Annotated in this window: 22 protein-coding genes; 13 read left to right on the plus strand and 9 right to left on the minus strand. The window is 60.5% G+C overall.

Annotated features, from left to right (window positions below; translation table 11 throughout):
• Positions 1 to 186: 186 nt before the first annotated feature.
• Positions 187 to 1,413 (plus strand): PQQ-dependent sugar dehydrogenase, encoded by a 1,227-nt coding sequence (locus C5L12_RS01630; RefSeq protein WP_105370256.1) that lies wholly within the window; start codon positions 187 to 189, stop codon positions 1,411 to 1,413.
• Between the two features lie 25 nt (positions 1,414 to 1,438).
• Here the strand turns inward: C5L12_RS01630 and C5L12_RS01635 are convergent, their stop codons facing one another.
• From C5L12_RS01635 to C5L12_RS01645, 3 genes are all read right to left on the minus strand, one after another.
• Complete coding sequence (locus tag C5L12_RS01635; protein ID WP_105370257.1) at positions 1,439 to 1,825, minus strand: type II toxin-antitoxin system VapC family toxin; 387 nt, start codon at positions 1,823 to 1,825, stop codon at positions 1,439 to 1,441.
• Positions 1,822 to 2,088: a type II toxin-antitoxin system Phd/YefM family antitoxin gene (locus tag C5L12_RS01640; protein WP_105370364.1), complete on the minus strand. Its 267-nt coding sequence runs from the start codon at positions 2,086 to 2,088 to the stop codon at positions 1,822 to 1,824. Before C5L12_RS01640 ends, C5L12_RS01635 begins: the two co-directional genes overlap by 4 nt.
• 106 nt (positions 2,089 to 2,194) lie before the next feature.
• A complete protein-coding gene (locus C5L12_RS01645; protein ID WP_105370258.1) occupies positions 2,195 to 3,397 on the minus strand; it encodes a pyridoxal phosphate-dependent aminotransferase in 1,203 nt (400 codons plus the stop codon).
• A gap of 208 nt (positions 3,398 to 3,605) precedes the next feature.
• Here C5L12_RS01645 and C5L12_RS01650 point away from each other — a divergent pair, with 208 nt between their 5' ends.
• Together C5L12_RS01650 and C5L12_RS01655 are read left to right on the plus strand one after the other, a co-directional pair.
• Positions 3,606 to 4,544 carry an EAL domain-containing protein gene (locus C5L12_RS01650; RefSeq protein WP_105370259.1) on the plus strand — a complete coding sequence of 313 codons (939 nt, stop codon included), beginning with the start codon at positions 3,606 to 3,608 and terminating at the stop codon, positions 4,542 to 4,544.
• A 502-nt stretch (positions 4,545 to 5,046) separates the two neighbouring features.
• Entirely contained in the window at positions 5,047 to 5,262 is a 216-nt protein-coding gene (locus C5L12_RS01655) for a cold-shock protein (protein ID WP_085424902.1), read from the plus strand.
• Between the two features lie 79 nt (positions 5,263 to 5,341).
• Here C5L12_RS01655 and C5L12_RS01660 read toward each other — a convergent pair whose 3' ends face one another.
• Positions 5,342 to 5,989 carry an MBL fold metallo-hydrolase gene (locus C5L12_RS01660; protein ID WP_105370260.1) on the minus strand — a complete coding sequence of 216 codons (648 nt, stop codon included), beginning with the start codon at positions 5,987 to 5,989 and terminating at the stop codon, positions 5,342 to 5,344.
• A gap of 68 nt (positions 5,990 to 6,057) precedes the next feature.
• Entirely contained in the window at positions 6,058 to 6,252 is a 195-nt protein-coding gene (locus C5L12_RS01665; protein ID WP_105370261.1) for a hypothetical protein, read from the minus strand.
• 168 nt (positions 6,253 to 6,420) lie between these two features.
• Here C5L12_RS01665 and C5L12_RS01670 point away from each other — a divergent pair, with 168 nt between their 5' ends.
• The 5 genes from C5L12_RS01670 to C5L12_RS01690 all read left to right on the plus strand — a co-directional run bounded on the left by C5L12_RS01670 (position 6,421) and on the right by C5L12_RS01690 (position 10,443).
• The gene (locus C5L12_RS01670; RefSeq protein WP_105370262.1) at positions 6,421 to 7,038 is read left to right on the plus strand and encodes a DUF1236 domain-containing protein; all 618 of its coding nucleotides are present in this window, start codon (positions 6,421 to 6,423) and stop codon (positions 7,036 to 7,038) included.
• Between the two features lie 178 nt (positions 7,039 to 7,216).
• Entirely contained in the window at positions 7,217 to 7,738 is a 522-nt protein-coding gene (locus tag C5L12_RS01675) for a MarR family winged helix-turn-helix transcriptional regulator (RefSeq protein WP_170109034.1), read from the plus strand.
• Between the two features lie 4 nt (positions 7,739 to 7,742).
• Positions 7,743 to 8,441: a response regulator gene (locus C5L12_RS01680; protein ID WP_105370366.1), complete on the plus strand. Its 699-nt coding sequence runs from the start codon at positions 7,743 to 7,745 to the stop codon at positions 8,439 to 8,441.
• 29 nt (positions 8,442 to 8,470) lie between these two features.
• Positions 8,471 to 9,850, plus strand: a complete 1,380-nt coding sequence (locus C5L12_RS01685; RefSeq protein WP_105370263.1) for an ATP-binding protein — start codon at positions 8,471 to 8,473, stop codon at positions 9,848 to 9,850.
• A gap of 11 nt (positions 9,851 to 9,861) precedes the next feature.
• Positions 9,862 to 10,443: a DUF1349 domain-containing protein gene (locus C5L12_RS01690; protein WP_105370264.1), complete on the plus strand. Its 582-nt coding sequence runs from the start codon at positions 9,862 to 9,864 to the stop codon at positions 10,441 to 10,443.
• Between the two features lie 12 nt (positions 10,444 to 10,455).
• Here the strand turns inward: C5L12_RS01690 and C5L12_RS01695 are convergent, their stop codons facing one another.
• The 4 genes from C5L12_RS01695 to C5L12_RS01710 form a co-directional block, all read right to left on the minus strand.
• Positions 10,456 to 10,797 (minus strand): tRNA-binding protein, encoded by a 342-nt coding sequence (locus C5L12_RS01695; protein ID WP_105370265.1) that lies wholly within the window; start codon positions 10,795 to 10,797, stop codon positions 10,456 to 10,458.
• Positions 10,798 to 10,806: 9 nt separating this feature from the next.
• Positions 10,807 to 11,625 (minus strand): pyrroline-5-carboxylate reductase, encoded by an 819-nt coding sequence (gene proC, locus C5L12_RS01700; RefSeq protein WP_105370266.1) that lies wholly within the window; start codon positions 11,623 to 11,625, stop codon positions 10,807 to 10,809.
• Positions 11,625 to 12,125 (minus strand): type III secretion system chaperone family protein, encoded by a 501-nt coding sequence (locus tag C5L12_RS01705; RefSeq protein WP_105370267.1) that lies wholly within the window; start codon positions 12,123 to 12,125, stop codon positions 11,625 to 11,627. Before C5L12_RS01705 ends, proC begins: the two co-directional genes overlap by 1 nt.
• Before the next feature lie 783 nt (positions 12,126 to 12,908).
• Positions 12,909 to 13,163, minus strand: coding sequence for an accessory factor UbiK family protein (locus C5L12_RS01710; RefSeq protein WP_105370367.1), 255 nt, complete (start codon positions 13,161 to 13,163; stop codon positions 12,909 to 12,911).
• A gap of 219 nt (positions 13,164 to 13,382) precedes the next feature.
• Between C5L12_RS01710 and lgt the strand changes: the two genes are divergently transcribed.
• The 5 genes from lgt to C5L12_RS01735 all read left to right on the plus strand — a co-directional run bounded on the left by lgt (position 13,383) and on the right by C5L12_RS01735 (position 18,231).
• Complete coding sequence (lgt, locus tag C5L12_RS01715) at positions 13,383 to 14,213, plus strand: prolipoprotein diacylglyceryl transferase (RefSeq protein ID WP_105370368.1); 831 nt, start codon at positions 13,383 to 13,385, stop codon at positions 14,211 to 14,213.
• 16 nt (positions 14,214 to 14,229) lie between these two features.
• Complete coding sequence (locus C5L12_RS01720; protein ID WP_105370268.1) at positions 14,230 to 15,330, plus strand: class I SAM-dependent methyltransferase; 1,101 nt, start codon at positions 14,230 to 14,232, stop codon at positions 15,328 to 15,330.
• A gap of 102 nt (positions 15,331 to 15,432) precedes the next feature.
• The gene (pgeF, locus tag C5L12_RS01725; protein ID WP_105370269.1) at positions 15,433 to 16,227 is read left to right on the plus strand and encodes a peptidoglycan editing factor PgeF; all 795 of its coding nucleotides are present in this window, start codon (positions 15,433 to 15,435) and stop codon (positions 16,225 to 16,227) included.
• A 1-nt stretch (position 16,228) separates the two neighbouring features.
• Positions 16,229 to 17,380, plus strand: coding sequence for a M24 family metallopeptidase (locus tag C5L12_RS01730; protein ID WP_105370270.1), 1,152 nt, complete (start codon positions 16,229 to 16,231; stop codon positions 17,378 to 17,380).
• 83 nt (positions 17,381 to 17,463) lie between these two features.
• Positions 17,464 to 18,231, plus strand: a complete 768-nt coding sequence (locus C5L12_RS01735) for a hypothetical protein (protein WP_105370271.1) — start codon at positions 17,464 to 17,466, stop codon at positions 18,229 to 18,231.
• Positions 18,232 to 18,326 lie beyond the last annotated feature (95 nt).

Below are 18,326 nucleotides of genomic sequence, written 5' to 3' on the forward strand. Positions count from 1 at the left end.
GTTGAGCGCCCCGGGTGCCTCCTGGGACGCTCCGCAGCGTCGATAAAATAATCTTGAATGCCGCGTGTAAGGCCATTCGCAACGAACGCCCTAGATTGAAGCGATCACGACTATGCCGCGAGCTGCACGCCGCGCAGAGATGAGAAGCTTTTGCGGCTCTCCGGCCGCGCATCCAGGAGTTTTGAAATGAAACGCCTTGCCTTACTTGTGACCGGGTCCATGCTCTCCGCTGTCTTGATGGTCAGCCCGCTGGCCGCACAGACGCAAGGTCGCTCAGCCGAGACCAAGCGACCGAATGCGCCGGACCAGAAGCCGGCGTTTACCGGACAGACACGCGCCCCACAGCCGGACCGGATGCCGGAGATCAAAGCCGAAGCCGTCGCCGAGGACCTGCCGCACCTCTGGTCGATGGAATTCCTGCCCGATGGCCGCATGCTGGTGACGGCAAAGGCCGGCGCCATGCATATCGTCTCTGCTGAAGGTGAAGCGGGACCTGAAATCGAGGGTGTTCCCGATGTCCTCGCCCGCGGGCAAGGTGGACTATTGGATGTCGCTCTTGCCCCCGATTTCGCGACCTCGGGCCTGATCCTCTTTTCCTTCTCCGAGCAGCGAGACCAGGGCAACGGCACTTCCGTCGCCTCCGCCAAGCTCGTCCCGGACGACCGCGGCGGCGGAAAGCTGGAGAACGTCAAGGTCATCTTCCGCCAGATGCCGAGCTATGACGGCAACAATCATTTCGGCTCCCGTTTGACGTTCGGCCCCAGGAACGAACTCTACGTGACCGTCGGCGAACGCTCCGATCCCGAGCCCCGCGTGCAGGCCCAGGATCTGAACAGCGGCCTGGGAAAGATCTTCCGCATCGACACCAATGGCAAGGCGCTGGCCGACAACCCCTTTGTCAATCGGCAAGGGGCCCAGCCGGAAATCTGGAGCCTCGGGCACCGGAACCTGCAGTCGGCAACCGTCGATGGACAGGGCCGTTTATGGACTGTCGAGCATGGGCCTCGCGGCGGCGATGAATTGAACCGGCCCGAAGCGGGCAAAAACTACGGTTGGCCGGAAGTGACCTACGGCATCGAATATAGCGGTGATCCGGTCGGTAAAGGGATTACGCAGAACGCCGAAACCGAACAGCCGGTCTATTACTGGGATCCGGTCATCGCGCCCTCCGGCATGGCCTATTACAATGCCGACGCCATACCGGAATGGAAAGGCTCATTCCTGGTCGGCGGCCTTGTCTCGCAAGGGATCGTCGTCCTCCACATGGACGGCGACAAGGTGGCTTCCGAGGAGCGCGTGCCCCTGAAAGCACGTATCCGCGATGTGAAGGTCGGACCCGACGGCGCCGTCTATGCCGTCACCGAACAGCGCGGTGGCGGGAAGTCGACCATCCTGCGGTTGACGAAAGGCTGAAGCGTTTCGGCAGGTGGCGCCGTGGCTAGAGCTTGAAAGCCAGCCGATGGTCCGCCAGCGCCCGGTCTACGGTAACCAGCAATAGCCCTTCGATCTGGCATTGAGCCAAAAGCAGGCGGTCGAAGGGATCGCGCGTCTCCGGCTCCGGTTCGGCCGCGGTTATGACGTGAGGGGTAGAGATCGGAAGGATAATCAGCTCGGCGTCTTCCAATACTCCCGGCATATCCTCCAGCGGCATACCAGGATCGAGTTTACCGAGCCTAGACTTAATCGCGATCTCCCAAAGGCTCGCGACACTGACGAAACCGTCATGCATCCCCTCGGTAGACAAACGGTGGAATTGCGGGAATTTGCCGGCAAACTCCCGCCGGAGGAACGCCAAGACGACATGCGTGTCCAGGAGCAGCCTCATTTTTCCGGCAGCGGCCTGATCAGAAAATCTTCCGGCAATGGCTCGTCAAAATCATCGGCGATATAAGGCACCGGATTCGTTATCCCCCGCGCCCGCAGTGAAGCCTGACCCGCCTCCCAATTGATGCCGCCGCGCTTTTTATGCGGCACGAGATCGAAGACCGGTTTTCCATCTCGGGTCACAATCACGGTCTCGCCCTGCTCCACATCATGGGCAAGTTCGTCAAGACGGTTCTGAGCTTCACGGATGGAGACGGTTCTCATGAAGGGAAATGTAGCCACGCGCCGTCTAACCGTCAACGCGCGCTCATTGAAAAGCAAAAAGCCCGCCGTTGCCGGCAGGCCTTTCGTCAAATCACGTTGAAAACGCTTACTTGCAGTTGGCGCAGAAGCGCTGGATGCGCTTGCAGGCCTCTTCCAGCAGCTCTTCCGAGGTCGCATAAGAGATGCGGAAATTCGGGCCGAGGCCGAAGGCCGATCCGTGAACGACGGCAACGCCTTCGGTCTCGAGCAGTTCCGTCACGAAATCCTCGTCGGTTTCGATGACCTTGCCGGACGGCGCGGTCTTGCCGATCAGGCCGGCACAGGACGGATAGACATAGAAGGCGCCTTCGGGCGACGGGCAAACGATGCCCTTAGCCTGATTCAGCATCGACACGACGAGGTCGCGACGGCCTTCGAAGATTTTCTTGTTCGCCGGGATGAAGTCCTGCGGGCCGTTGAGTGCCTCGACGGCCGCCCATTGGGCGATCGTGCAGGCACCCGACGTCTGCTGGCCCTGGATCATGTCCATCGCCTTGATGAGTTCAACGGGACCGGCCGCATAACCGATACGCCAGCCGGTCATCGCATAGGCCTTGGAGACGCCGTTCATCGTCAGCGTGCGGTGATAGAGCTTCGGCTCCACTTCCACCGGAGTCACGAACTGGAAATCGCCATAGGTCAGGTGCTCGTACATGTCGTCGGTCAGCACCCAGACATGCTCATGCTTCAAAAGAACGTCCGTCAGCGCCTTGAGCTCGTCATAACTGTAGGCCGCGCCGGAAGGGTTGGACGGCGAATTGAACAGAAACCACTTGGTCTTGGGAGTGATCGCCTTTTCGAGATCTTCGGCGGTTACCTTGAAATTGTTTGCCTGTTTGGTTTCGATGAAGACCGACGTGCCGTTGCAGATCGCCACCATCTCAGGATACGACACCCAGTATGGCGCGGGGATGACGACCTCGTCACCCGGATTCAAGGTTGCCATGAAAGCATTGAAAAGAATCTGCTTTCCACCCGTGCCGACGATCGTCTGGGCGGGCGTGTAGTCGAGATTGTTCTCGCGCTTGAACTTCCTTGCGATCGCTTCGCGAAGCTGGGGAATGCCGGAGACGGGCGGATATTTTGTTTCGCCGCGATTGATCGCGTCGATGGCAGCTTTCTTGATGTTGTCCGGCGTATCGAAGTCCGGCTCGCCCGCACCGAGCCCGATCACGTCGCGGCCTTTCGCTTTGAGGTCGCGGGCTTTCTGGGAAACGGCGATGGTGGCGGAGGGCTTTACGCGGGAAAGAGCGTCGGCAAGAAAGGCCATAATCTTCGTCCTGAAGAGCTGTTGAACAAGGGCGGCATCGCGCGCCGAAACCGCCCCACGCTCTATGTCTAAACTATGACGGGGTTTCAAGCGGAAAGCTTGAATGCGACCGATCAAAGAAGCTGATTAAAACCTTCGAAACCTTCTTTACAACCGCGTAACCCTTGCCTGCTACAACCAGAAGGACAAGCAAGGAAAGTCCGATGGCATGACGCAGAGAAGCATCTTTGCCAATCTGGTGCGTAGCGAAGACGGCGCCTTCTCCACCGCCTATGGTCCCTTTGTGCTGCAGTCGGCGCTGCAGCCGATCTTCCGCCTGACATCCGAGAACAAGCTGGAGATCGATGCGCTGGAAGGGCTTGTGCGCGTCTCCCGCGACAACGAGCCTGTATCCCCGGCCGAATTTTTCCGGCTGGTCTCGCCAGCCGACATCGCCGACGTCGACAGCATCTCGCGAACGATCCACATCCTCAACACCGGACGGCTCAATCGTGCCCGCGCCAGGATCTTCGTAAAATTCCATCCAGGTCTCTTTCGCACCTCTTCCGAGATGCGCCAGGAAGTCGAACGCATCAAGCTCGCGGCACACGAGGCGGGCTTTGGAACGGAGCGCATCGTCTGCGAGATTTCGGAAAAATCCGGTGCCTCGGACGATATCGTCGTGGCCTTTACCGAGCAGATGCGGGCAATCGGCTTCCAGGTGGCAATCGACGACTATGGTGCGGGGGATTCCGACCTTGCCCGCCTAAAGCGCATCCGGCCGCATTATGCCAAGTTCGACGCCTCCTGGGTGCGCGACTTTCTCGACAATTCCGCCGGCTTTGCGCTTCTGCGCGTCATCGTCCGGCAGATGCTGGATGATGCCATCGAGCCCATTTTCGAAGGGCTTGAGGAAGTTTGGCAGGTTGATCTGTGCAAGGAACTCGGCGTTCCTCTGGTGCAAGGCTACGCGCTCGCACGACCGGAACTGGCGCCGACCACCTTCAATGAGAGCTTTCCCGAAAGCCTCCCGGACACCGTGGGAGAAGCCCGGTTTGAACCATTGACCTCCACCCCATATGCGGCCCCTTCGCACCCCCACAATGTCAGGCATTCGTCGGCAAGACCTGCACGCGCCTTCGGGCGGCGGCAATCGGCCAATGATTGATACCCCCTGGCGGACGGCGGCCCGCTGCCTCGGGGCTGTTCCTGCTCTTTCCAAGACTGGCCCGCCAACGACAGAAGCTTTTCCCTTACCGCCGTCTGTCTCGAAATGGAACGGAAGAGGGTTAAGGAAACATTGCCGGCGATGATTCGCCCATCCTGCTGCTGCCGAAAGGGCGCAACCCCCTCATTCCCAGGGGTTTCAGCGATTTCAAATTTTAGCTCGGCGTCAGGTTTCGAAAAACTTTTTCTTGCCAATTTTCCATAAACACAGCACTCTGTCCAAGTTCGGGCAATTTACGAGCATGGGAAGACCTATAATGACGCGCTCCGAAGGCGCCAAGACTTCGGGCGGGGGCTGGGGGCAGAGATTTTCAAAGCTATTCCTGCCGGTCGCCGCGGTAAACACAGGGACCCTTTCTTAAAGCTGCCTGCCGCCGCCCTTCGGGGCAATACCACGATGCTGTCCGCCGCTGAACACGGACAGAAAGAAAAGGACCTGCTGCATGGCCGAGACTGGCACTGTAAAATTCTTCAATACCGACAAAGGCTTCGGCTTTATCAAGCCTGATAGTGGTGGCGCCGACATCTTTGTCCATATCTCTGCCGTACAGGCTTCCGGCCTGTCCGGTCTCTCAGAAAATCAGAAGGTAAGCTTCGACACGGAACCGGATCGTCGCGGCAAGGGCCCCAAGGCCGTCAACCTGCAGATCGCTGGTTAAGCCTTAAAGGCTTCTATTCGAGTTGAGGCCCGGCAGATATGCCGGGTTTTCTTTTTGTCTATGCATCCCATGGCCTCTGTCAGAGCCCGCGAAGGAAGGGATTGCCTCTCCGTTCGTCGCCGATCCGGCTTCCCGGCCCGTGGCCGCAGATAAAGCCGACTTCATCTCCAAGAGGCAGGACCTTGTCGCGGATCGATGCCAGAAGCGTCTCGTGATCGCCACCAGGCAAGTCGGTCCGGCCGATCGAGCCGTTGAACAGCACATCGCCGAGATGGGCGAAACCCTGATCGCGATTGTAGTAGATCACGTGGCCCGGTGCGTGACCGGGGCAATGAAAGACTTCGAAAACGTGATCGCCGAATGAAACCCTGTCTCCCTCGTTGAGCCAGCGATCCGGCGTGAGATTCCGTACCGTCATCTTCACTCCGAACTTTTCCGCCTGGGTCTCCAGGTTCTGCAGCAACGGAAGATCTGCCTTGTGCGGCCCGATCACCTCAATGCCCAGCGCCTCGCGCAACTCATCCGCGCCCCCGGCATGGTCGATATGCCCGTGCGTCAGCCATATCTCCTTGAGCGTAATACCGTTCTCCTTGATCACCTCGAGGATCTCAGGCACATCGCCGCCCGGATCGATGACGACACCTTCCTTGGTCTCGTCGTCGAAGAGGATCGTGCAGTTCTGCTGAAATGGCGTAACCGGGATGATGCCCGCCTGTAACTTGCCCATGATGCCTCGGCTCAATTGATAGATCAGCCGGGGTATAGCGAGAAACGGGAGGCATGACAGCGGAAAAATCAATCGACGAGCGCGAGCGTCTTATAGTTCTCGTTGGCCGCGACGGGAGGAGCGAGCGATACGGTCGCGAGCAGGAATGCCGACACGATGATCTTTAGCGTGAATACGGTGACGAGAACCCCCTTCAGCGGATTTCCCGCTGCAACAGCGTCCGTCTTCATAGGAGGAAGGGCAGAAAATGTCTGGGCGATCATGGCGTTTCTCCAGCCTGTTTGGCCACATCAATGGCCGGCGCTCGCAAAAGTTCCGCACGTCGTTTACGCTGTTGCGGACACGACACAGCTTGAAGAATCTGCCCTGACAGAACGGAACCACCGAGGAGCGAAAGGGTTTCCCCGCCAGTCAACATGAGGAGAAAGTCCATGACGACTTGGTTGAAATGCCTGGCCCTGGGCTCCGTTTTTTCGGCGCTGGCTCTGCCTGCTGCGGCCCAGATGGCCACCACGACCGCGTCAGATATCGTCGTCCGTTCCGGCCCCGGTCAGGAATATCCCGAGATCGGCCTTGCCACCCGAGGCAGCCCCGCCATGATGGACGGCTGTGTCGAAGGCAGCAACTGGTGCCGCATCGAAGTCAACGGCATGCGGGGCTGGGTGTTCGCTGAATACCTGACGATACGGCATAAAGGATCGCCGGTGGTAGTTCAGGAATACCGCACCCAGTACGACGTTCCGACGGTGACCTATGAGACCACGGCCAGCGTCGTCCCTGCCGCTCCATCCCCTGCCCCCGGCGATGTCCTGCTTGGTCCGGTCGGTGCGGTGGAAGTGGTTGAGCCGCCGGAAACGGTCATCAGCTATATCGAGGAGCATCCGGCGCAATCGATCCAGGTCCGAAACGAAGTGGTGGTTGGCGCCACGCTTCCTCCGGACGTCGTGGTCAGCGAAGTGCCTGACTATGATTACGACTATGTCGTGGTCAACGATCGGCGCGTCCTCGTCGATCCCGGCACCCGGCGCATCGTTCACATCTACGAATGACATTCCTCAAAGGGCGCCTCCCCGGCGCCCTTTCGCCTGTCCCCGACAGCGTGACCGCCTCTTCCAACAAATGCTGTTGATTGTTCAAACCGTTCGCGCTTTATGACGGACGTAAGGCTACAATCGATAATCGGCAAAAAGAGCTTCAGCCTTTGGCAAGGAGCCGTCAGGAAAGGGAATGCGAGTGGCGCGCACATCGACGGGAAGAGCCGTCCAGAAGGCCATGCCGCCGATGCCGGCGGTGGATGAAGCACAGATCGACTTTGAGACGATTGAGTTGCTTTTTTTCGCCTACCGCGACTTCGTGTCCGACCCCGACGCAATCCTCGCCAAGATCGGCATGGGCCGGGCCCATCACCGGGTGGTCTATTTCGTAAGCCGTCAGCCGGGCATGATGGTGGCAGATCTTCTGGATACCCTGCAAATCACCAAACAGAGCCTTGCGCGCGTGCTGAAGCAGCTTATCGAGCTGGGCTATATCCGTCAGATGGCAGGCGCCAAGGATCGTCGCCAGCGCAGGCTTTACCCGACATTGGCTGGCCGGGAGCTCGCGCTCGCCCTTTCGGAGCCGCAATCGCGCCGTATCGCTCTCGCCATGGAGGATTTGACGCCTGAAATGCGGGCTGCGGTAAAGCAGTTCCTGCGTAAAATGCGCGGACGCGATGAAAATCTCGAGCCGATCGACAGTGACCTGGATTGAGCAAATGACGAAAACGCCCCTTTCTGACGACGCCCCCCATCTCCTCGTGGTCGATGACGATACCCGTATCCGCGATCTGCTGAATCGCTACCTCATGGAACAGGGCTTTCGGGTTACTGTCGCAGGCGATGCTGCAGAAGCACGCCGCAAGCTGGAAGGCCTGCATTTCGACCTGATCATCCTCGATGTGATGATGCCCGGCGAATCCGGCCTTTCGCTCACGCAGTCGCTTTATCAGAAGAAGACCATTCCGGTAATCCTCCTGACGGCGCGCGCCGAGGCCCAGTCGCGCATCGAGGGTCTGGAGGCGGGCGCCGACGATTATCTGGCCAAGCCCTTCGACCCGCGCGAACTGGTGCTGCGCATCAACAACATCCTGCGCCGCAGTTCCTCGCCCGATACGCCGAAGATCGAGCAGATCATGTTCGGGCCGTTCACATTCTCGATCCCGCGCAAGGAGTTGCGCAGGGCGGCGGAAACCATCAGGCTGACCGACCGGGAACAGGAAATCATGCTGCTTTTCGCGCTGCGGGCGGGCGACACCATTCCCCGCCACGAGCTGATCGGCGACGATGCAGAGGTCGGCGAACGCACGATTGACGTGCAGATCAACCGTTTGCGGCGTAAGATCGAGGAAGATCCGGCCAATCCCGTTTATCTTCAGACGGTGCGCGGCATCGGATACCGACTGAGTATCGATTAGTCCGACAAAGCGGACACAGCGGAAGGCGGATGGCTTTTTTTGACACCCTCAAACGCGACATGGACCGGTTCGTCATCCCCGGCTGGCGACCGTTCGCGCGATGGCTGCGCCGCCGCCTGCCGACCGGCCTCTATACCCGTTCGCTGCTGATCGTCATCCTGCCCATGCTGCTTTTGCAGACGGTCGTTGCCGCCGTCTTCATGGAGAGGCACTGGCGCATGGTTACCGAGCGCCTTTCCGAGGGCACGGTCCGCGACATCGCCGGCATCATCGAGGTCATCAAGAGCTATCCGCAGGATGGAAATTACGATGCGATCACCCGCATCGCCGACGACGCATTGAACCTCACCGTCGCCGTCGAGGAAAACGGCCAGCTGCCGCCGCCGCGCCCGCGCCCCTTCTTCTCGATCCTCGATGATATTCTGGCGGAACAGATCACCCGCCAGATCCAGATGCCCTTCTGGATCGACACGGTGGGAGACAGCCGGCTCGTCGAGATCCGCATCAAGTTCGACGACCGAGTGTTGAGAGTATTCACCCGCCGCGGCTCGACCTATGCGTCGAACACCCATATCTTTCTTGTCTGGATGGTCGGCACGGCCTTTGTGCTGGCGGTCATTTCCATTCTCTTCCTGCGCGGCCAGATCCGGCCGATCCTGGCGCTCGCACAGGCAGCCGAAAGCTTCGGCAAGGGACAGAAGACCGAGGGATTTTCGCCGCGCGGCGCCGATGAAATTCGCCGCGCCGGCCTCGCCTTCATCCAGATGCGCGAACGCATCGAGCGCCAGATGGAGCAGCGCACTGCGATGCTCGCCGGCATCAGCCACGACCTCAGGACCATATTGACGCGCTTCAAGCTGCAACTCGCGCTGGCCGGCGACAAGCCGGAGCTTGCCGGCATGGGCCAGGACGTCGATGACATGCAGTCGATGCTGGAAGGTTATCTCGCCTTTGCCAAGGGCGAGGCGGAGGAGGATTTCGGCGAACTGCGTTTGAGCGAGTTGCTTGAAAAGCTGCGCTACGACTTTTCCATCCGCGGCAAGACGATGACCTACGAGATCGACGGTGAAGACGAAATCGCCGTCCGTCCGAACGCCTTTACCCGGCTTCTCAGCAATCTGGTTTCAAACGCGGAGCGGTATGCCAGCACTCTGCATATCGATGCCCGGCACAGCGCTAAATGGCTGACGCTGACGCTTGACGACGACGGCCCCGGCATCCCCGTCGAAGCGCGAGAGGATGTGTTCAAGCCGTTCTACCGGCTTGACGAGGCTCGCAATCTGAACGCGTCCGGGACAGGTCTCGGGCTCGCCATCGCCCGCGACGTCGCCCGTGCCCACGGCGGCAATGTAACGCTCGCCGACAGTCCCAGAGGCGGCCTGCGGGCCGTCGTCCGAATACCGGCCTAAAGCGAGAAAAAATGTCCTTCGACCTTTCCGAAATGCAATGGTTGAACCCACCGATCGAAAGCCGTCTCGACCGTGATCGGCTGGTCGTCCGCTCCGGCAAGGATACCGATTTCTGGCAGGGCACCTATTACGGTTTTCATCGCGACAATGGCCATTTTCTCTTCCAGCGCCGGTCCGGCGACTTCACGGCCGAAACGTCCTTCGTTGGCCATTACGAAACGCTTTACGATCAGGCCGGGCTGATGATCCGCCACGACGAAACGCACTGGATGAAATGCGGCATCGAATTCACCGACGGAGCCCGCCATTTCAGCGTCGTTGTCACCAATGGTCACTCGGATTGGTCGGCGTTCCGCCTGACAGAGGATTTCAGCGAGATGTTCGTGAGGGTCACCCGCATGGGCGACGCCCTCTTCATCCAGTATCGCCCCGATACCCGGCCGGACTGGCGCATGGCGCGGCTCGCCTATTTCCCGCCGGAGTTCAGCGAGCTTTCCGTCGGCATGATGTTCTGTTCACCGCAGCGGGAAGGATTCGAGGTGGAATTTCGCTCCTTCAGCCTGACCGAAGTCAAGAGCCGCGATATCCACTGATACCGAGAAAGCCTAGATGAGCTTCCTGCCGTTCGGCACCGGCTGCTCCACGGCGGCGAGCACGATCGCGCCGTTTTCGTCCTCAAAGCCGAGGGTGAGCACCTCCGAGCGGAAAGGACCGATCTGCCTCGGCGGGAAATTGACGACCCCCAGCACCTGCCGGCCGACAAGCGTCTCCGGCGTATAATGCACCGTGATCTGCGCCGAGGATTTCTTGATGCCGATTTCGGGGCCAAAGTCGATCTTCAGCTTGAATGCCGGTTTGCGCGCTTCCGGGAACGGCTCAACCTCGACAATCGTGCCGACGCGGATATCGACTCTCTCGAAATCGCCATAGGTGATCTCTTCGGCCATCGGCGTCGCTCAGCTTCCGAGCTCTTCGGCCCGCTTGCGAGCGGCGGCGATCGCCTTGTCGAACAGCGGCTGCATGCCGTCCTCAGCCATCAGCACGGAGAGCGCAGCCGCGGTCGTTCCACCTGGAGAGGTGACGTTCTGACGAAGCTTCGAGGCGTCATCGGGGGACTGATGAAGGAGCTCACCAGCCCCCGAGACAGTTTCCCGCGCAAGCCGCATGGCGAGGTCCGCCGGCAGGCCTGCTTTCCGGCCCGCTTCCGCCATGCACTCGACGAGATAGAAAACATAGGCCGGACCGCTGCCGGAAACGGCGGTGACCGCATCGATGTCTGCCTCACTCGCCACCCACTCCACCGGACCGCTGACCTTGAGCAGAGCCTGAACCGCTTCCCGTTGCGCCTCGGTGACCTTGGGATTGGCATAGGCGCCTGTCACGCCCCTGCCGATCATGGCGGGCGTATTCGGCATCGCCCGCACCATGGCGGCGTCGCCGAGATAACCTTGCAGATAGGAGAGCGTCTTGCCGGCTGCGACTGAGACGACGACGGTGCCTGCGCCGACCATCGGCTTCAGCGGCGGCAGCACCGCATCCATCAACTGCGGCTTGACCGCGAGAAACAGGATATCGGCTGCAAGCTCATTTGTAGGCGCCGCAAAATGACGGGCGCCGGCCTCGGCAATCGTAAGCTTCATCGCTTCCGAGGGCGACGGGTCGATGACAGTCACGGACGATCCTGGCACGCCGTTCTTCAGCCAGCCGGAAAGCATGGCACCGCCCATATTGCCGGCGCCGATGAGGACGATCGAACCCAACTGCGCCAAGGCCATCAGGCTTCGCCCACCGTTTCGAACAGAACCGCATCCATGGCCGCCTTCGCTTCCATGCCCGACCAGACGACGAACTGGAATGCCTGGTAATAGGCCTCGCAGGCTTCGAGAGCGCTGGAAAGCAGCACTTCGACCTGCTGGTTGTTGGGCTCCGCGCCGCCGGCGAGCAGCAGGGACTGTCGGAAAATGATGACATCTTCCTGGCGCCACAGATCGAAATGCCCCATCAACACCTGCCCGTTGATATGGGACAGCAGGCGGATCACCTCGTTGACCCGCATGTCGGGGATCTTGATGTCGAAGGCGCAGGCCAGATGCAGCGCCTCGAACTCCTCCATCCAGGAGAAGGAAACATGGTAGTCAGTCCAGCGGCCTTCCACGGTCATGGCGATTTCGTCCTCGCCGGACCGTTCGAACGTCCAATCGTTCGAAGCTGCAACGAACTCGATCATGTCGACCGGGTTCGACTGGCGTTCGATTTCCATTTCCATAAGGCTCATGCGGCACCTTCTTGACCGGAATGAATGCGAATTGGTGCGAGATACGCCAAACACGCGAACAATGACCGGGAACAACACTTTGGATGATCGCCCGATGCTACCAGAATAACGCAGTCACCCTGTCTGGAGCTTACCAAGCCGTTTCGAATCATCCTTTAAAATCAGTGTACCTACACGGAGTCCGGCTGCCAGCCCCTTTCCCTCCATTTTGATCAATCAACCGTGGAAACATCTTCGTGTCGGAGATCAGAAGGGACTCATAACTGACTCTGGACGCTGGCTTTTTTGGCAGTGTCCACAGGGCGCCATTTTTTTGGAGCGAAGCAGCTCTGCCGCCTGTGTCGTCAATCGGCCCCGCGCGGCAATCGCGACGCCGTCCCGAACTGATCCGGGAAACAGGCCGCATTTGAAGAGGAACACCCACAGCCGCGCCGACGGTTCATCGGGCACGGTTGGAAAGGAATGGGGCAGACGGAGGGTATCAGCAGGTTTTAGGCATCAGGCTTTCCGCCCGCCCCGACCATGCCCTGGATCTCAAGGGGATTTCCCAGCCCCTTTCGATCGTCCGGCAGCGGCCGTCACCGGAAACCAAGCTCTTGCGAACCCGAAGAGGCAGCCGGCTCGCGAACCCGGTTCCCATCCGATGACCCGGGGATTATGGCCCAGGTTCCGGAGGACGAGGATCCGAGGAGGAAAAAATGTCGGAGCGGCGTTGATGAAGCTGGAGGAATCGTTTTGACCGTAGTTGAATTATCCCCGGCCGACAGGCCGGGAGCAATTTCCTTACTGCCCTGAAAGCTTCGCTTCCAACGCTTCGATGCGGGCCCTCAGCGCTTCGTTCTCGTCGCGGGCTCTCGCGGCCATCTCGCGGACGGCTTCAAATTCCTCGCGCTTGACCACGTCCATATTGTTGAGAAACCGCTCGGCCTGAGCGTGAAACGCAGTTTCAACCTCCTTGCGCACGCCTTGCGCGGCGCCGGCGGCATCCGTCATCAGCCGGGCAAAATCGTCGAGAATGCGGTTCGTTCCGGTTGCCATGGTTCTGAACTCCCATATCGTCTGGCCGGCTGATCGCTCGGCAATGTCCTTGATCTGAAGTAGGGCCTGAACGGCCGGCTTGCAAGCATCATCCACTGTTAGCATGGGCGCCAGCTGAGATTCGCCTTGACCGCCGATGGCCGCAACGCCATGTTCCGCGGCGATACGGTTAGTAGGGAACCCTGTAGATTGCACGACGGCCTTCATCTTTTCGCCCTTATGCCGTTCCCGAACATCGATCCGGTGGCGTTCTCCGTCGGCCCTTTGGCCGTTCACTGGTATGGGCTTGCCTATGTTGCCGGCATCCTGCTCGGCTGGCTCTATGCCCGCCGGCTTGCCGCAAACGCTTCCCTCTGGAAAAACGACCGGCCGCCGATCACTGCCGCCCATCTCGACGATTTTCTGGTCTGGGTCGCCGCCGGCATCGTGCTTGGCGGGCGGATCGGCTATATTCTGTTTTACGACTTCCCGATGGTTGCGGCCAATCCGCTTCGGGCCGTCGAGATCTGGAACGGCGGAATGTCGTTCCACGGGGGCTTCCTGGGAGCCACACTGGCGATGATCCTTTTCGCGCGCAGGAACGACATCCCGGTCTGGAGCATGTTCGATACGGTCGCCGCCGTCGTTCCGTTCGGCCTGTTCTTCGGCCGTATCGCGAACTTCATCAACGGTGAGCTTTGGGGCCGCCTGAGCAATGCGCCTTGGGCGGTGGTTTTCCCGACCGGCGGACCCTTCGCGCGGCATCCGAGCCAGCTTTACGAGGCCGGCCTCGAGGGCGTAGTCCTGCTGCTCGTCCTCGTCCTGATGATCTTCCGGTTCAAGGCGCTGAAAGCGCCGGGGGTGATCGCCGGAACCTTCGTCGTCGGTTACGCGCTATGCCGCATTTTCGTGGAGTTCTTCCGCGAACCGGACGCGCAGCTCGGCTACCTGCTTGACACCGATTGGCTTACCATGGGTATGGTTCTTTCCCTGCCGATGATCGCCGTGGGTCTCTGGGCCATCCTTCGGGCCCGTGCCGCGGCGTCGGCTTCGGCATCGGCGCAGCCCTGAGCGGAGGCACGGCCACGTGAGCACCCCTCTCGCCGACAAGATCAAGAACCTGATCCGGACCAACGGCCCGATCAGCGTGACGGATTATTTCGCGCTTTGCCTTGCCGATCCCGACTACGGCTATTACCGGACGCGCGAACCGTTCGGCCGCCATGGCGATTTCATCACAGCGCCCGAGATCAGCCAGCTCTTCGGCGAGATGATCGGCATCTTCATGGTGCATGCCTGGCAACGTCACGGCACGCCCGGTGCGGTTCAGCTGGTGGAGATCGGGCCCGGCCGAGGCACGATGATGACCGACATGTTGCGGGTCATAAAGCGCATTGCGCCGCCGCTCTTCGAGGGGCTGCATGTCCATCTGGTCGAGACCAGCGAAAGGCTGCGCGGTGTTCAGCGGGTAACGCTGGAGGCCTATTCCACCAAGATCTCCTGGCATGATGCCTTCGAGGAAGTGCCGGAAGGTTTTACCCTGATTGCGGCGAACGAGCTCTTCGACGCAATTCCGATCCGCCAGTTCGTGAAGACGCCCACGGGCTTCCGGGAGCGCCTCGTGGGGCTCGGGGCGAATGACGAACTGACCTTTGCTGCAGGCGTGGCGACGCTTGATCCGAGCCTGCTGCCCTCGCCACCAGGCTCCATTCCGGACGGCACCGTCTTCGAAGTGGCGCCCGCCAGGCAGGCTGTGATGCAGACGCTGTGCGACCGGCTCAAAACCTTCGGCGGAACAGCGCTGGTTATCGACTACGGCCACACGGTCACTGGCTTCGGCGATACGCTTCAGGCGGTCCGCAACCACGACTTCGACCCGCCGCTGGCTCATCCCGGCGAGGCCGACCTGACGAGCCATGTGGATTTCGAGGACCTCGCCAAGGTCGCGGTTTCGATGGGCGTGCATCTCAACGGCGGCCTCCGCCAGGGCGACTTTCTGTTCGGCCTTGGCCTGGCAGAACGCGCAACCGCGCTCGCCAAAGACAAGGAGCCCCCCGAGCAGCGTCTGATCGCCGCTGCCGTCGACCGGCTGGCCGGCGAAGGTGCCGGCAAGATGGGCGAACTCTTCAAGGTGATTGCCGTGTCCAGCCCTGCTCTCAATTTGATGCCCTTCCGTCCGGTGGATTGACATCCGCCCTTCCCTTACGCCACTCTCGCCCTAAATCGAAGCGGCGATCAATCTTAAACGCTTGCGTAAAACTCCTTGAAATCAATGGGATAAACAACGCCGATGCAGGACAGACCCTTGCCGACGCCGATTGAAAGCCCTTCACTGAACGAAAGAGGCGGCGCCGCCATCCAACATGGTTTTTTCACCCGCCAGGGCGGCGTTTCGGAAGGATTGTATGCCGGTCTCAACGTCGGCATCGGGTCTGGCGACGATCGCCAGAAGGTCATGGAGAACCGGGCCCGCGTGGCTTCCTGGTTCGGCCTCCCGGTCGAAAAGCTCGCGACCGTTCACCAAGTGCATTCTCCGGACGTGTTTGTCGTCGACGCAACCTATTCGGGCGAGCGCCCCCAAGCCGACGCCATGGTGACCAGCGTTTCCGGCGTAGTGCTGGGTGTCCTTTCCGCCGACTGCGGCCCGATACTCTTTGCAGATGCCGAAAACGGCGTGGTCGGGGCGGCACATGCCGGCTGGAAAGGGGCACTCGGAGGCGTTCTCGAAAACACGGTCGAAGCCATGGTTTCGCTCGGTGCAGCCCGCGAAAAGATTGCCGCCGTATTAGGACCGTCGATCGGCCCGCAAAGTTATGAGGTCGGTCCGGAATTCATCGACCGGTTTTTGGCCGTCGACCCTTCCTATGAGATCTTTTTCACCCCGTCGGCAAAACCGGAACATTTTATGTTCGACCTGCCGGCGCTGACGATGAGGCGGCTGGCCGCGGCCGGCATCCAGGCCGAAAATCTCGGACTGGATACCTATCCGGATGCCGGGAGATTCTTCTCCTATCGCCGCACCACGCACGCCCAGGAGCCGGATTACGGCCGCCAGATTTCAGCAATTGCTATTCGGGAGAATTGACATGGCCCTGCATTTCGAGAGGAGCGAATATGCCGATCGCCTCGCGCGGCTCACGGAGAGGATGAAAACCGAGAAGCTCGATGCTCTCCTGCTCTTCGCACAGGAGAGCATGTACTGGCTGACCGGCTACGACACATTCGGCTACTGCTTTTTTCAGACGCTGATCGTCAAGGCGGACGGAACCATGACGCTGCTCACGCGCTCGGCGGACCTGCGCCAGGCGCGTCACACCTCGACGATCGACAACATCGTCGTCTGGGTGGATCGTGCCAATGCCGATCCCACGCTCGACCTCAAGAACCTGTTGAGCGACATGGATCTCCTCGGCGCACGGATCGGCGTCGAATATGACACGCATGGCATGACCGGGCGGGTCGCGCGCCTGCTCGACAATCAGCTCTCCACTTTCGGCCAGATCAGTGACGCGTCCTATCTCGTGAGCGGCTTGCGTCTGGTGAAGAGCACGGCGGAAATAGCCTATGCGAAGCGCGCAGCCGAACTGGCCGATGATGCGCTCGATGCAGCGCTGCCCTTGATCAAGGCCGGCGGCGACGAGGCGGAAATCCTGGCGGCCATGCAGGGCGCGGTCTTCCTGGGCGGCGGGGACTATCCGGCCAACGAATTCATCATCGGCTCCGGCGCTGATGCCCTGCTCTGCCGCTACAAGGCCGGACGCCGCCGTCTGGATGCCACCGACCAATTGACGCTCGAATGGGCCGGCGCTGCAGCCCATTACCATGCGGCAATGATGCGTACGGTCCTGATCGGCGAACCTTCCATGCGCCACCAGGAACTTTTCAAGGCTTGTTACGAGACCATCCAGGCGATCGAAGGTGTGCTGCGGCCCGGTCACGTTTTTGGCGACGTCTTCGATACCCACGCGCGTATCCTGGACGAACGCGGTCTGTCGCGTCATCGTCTGAACGCCTGCGGTTATTCGCTCGGCGCCCGCTTCTCCCCGTCCTGGATGGAGCACCAGATGTTCCACGTCGGCAACCCGCAGGAAATCCTGCCCGGCATGACGCTTTTCATTCATATGATCATCATGGATTCCGACGGCGGCGCAGCAATGACGCTCGGTCATACCTATCTGACGACGGAATCAGATCCGCAGCCGCTTTCGCGCCACGATCTCGACCTTATTTTGCGCTGATTCCAGTCTCTCATCTGCCGATTGACAGTTCCCGAAGGAACCATAAGCTTCGGGCCTAGGGAATCTTTGGCAGGAGGGCGGGCATGCGGCTTTACGGAGGACTGTTTTCCGCCTTGCTTGTCGCGCTCGCCCTCTCATCCTGCAACACGACGGAAGCGTTGACGCCGCAGGCGGAGGTCGCGGGCGCAAATGCGCGGACATCAACGCCGGTGACGCAAGGCGACACCGACCGCATGGCCCGATCTTCGCAGCCGGAGACGTTCAGCGGCGACGGCGGGCGGGGTGTCTATCAATCCGGGCCTCAGAACACGCTGGAGGCGCAGGCGCGCGCATTGGAATCTGGAAACGCCGTGTCACCAGCGTCCTCAGGCGCTCCTCCGCAATGGCAGGACCAGGGAGCGCAACCGCCGCAGACCCAGCAATCCCCTGCGACCGGACAACCTTCTCCTCAACAGGGCGCATCGCTGCCGTCATCCGGTCCCTCAACCGGGACGATCCGCTTCCTGCCGATCATCGGCGCACCGGTGCAAGCGGTCACGCCGCTGTCGCGTCAGCTGGGTGCGCAGGCGCGCGCCGGCGGGCTGACGATACGGCCGTCCGGCGATACGAGCACGGAACACATCCTGAAAGGCTATTTCTCCGCTTTCGCCGACAGCGGCAAGGTGACGATCATCTATGTGTGGGACATTCTCGATGGTTCCGGTGCGCGCCTGCACCGCATGCAGGGACAGGAGAATATTCCGGCCAAAGGTTCGGACCCGTGGGCCGCAGTCCCCGCCTCCACGATGGAGGCGATCGCCGCAAAAACCATTCAGGACTATCTGAGCTGGCGCCGGTCGCGAAGCGGATAACGGCAGCGCCCAAAAAGACACTGGTCATGGTTTCTTCACAAAAATCCATGGTGAGGCGCAAAACGCTATTGCATTCGAAGGCGGCGGCGGTAAAA

The sequence above is a fragment of the Neorhizobium huautlense genome (genome assembly GCF_002968575.1).
Lineage (GTDB): Bacteria > Pseudomonadota > Alphaproteobacteria > Rhizobiales > Rhizobiaceae > Neorhizobium > Neorhizobium huautlense.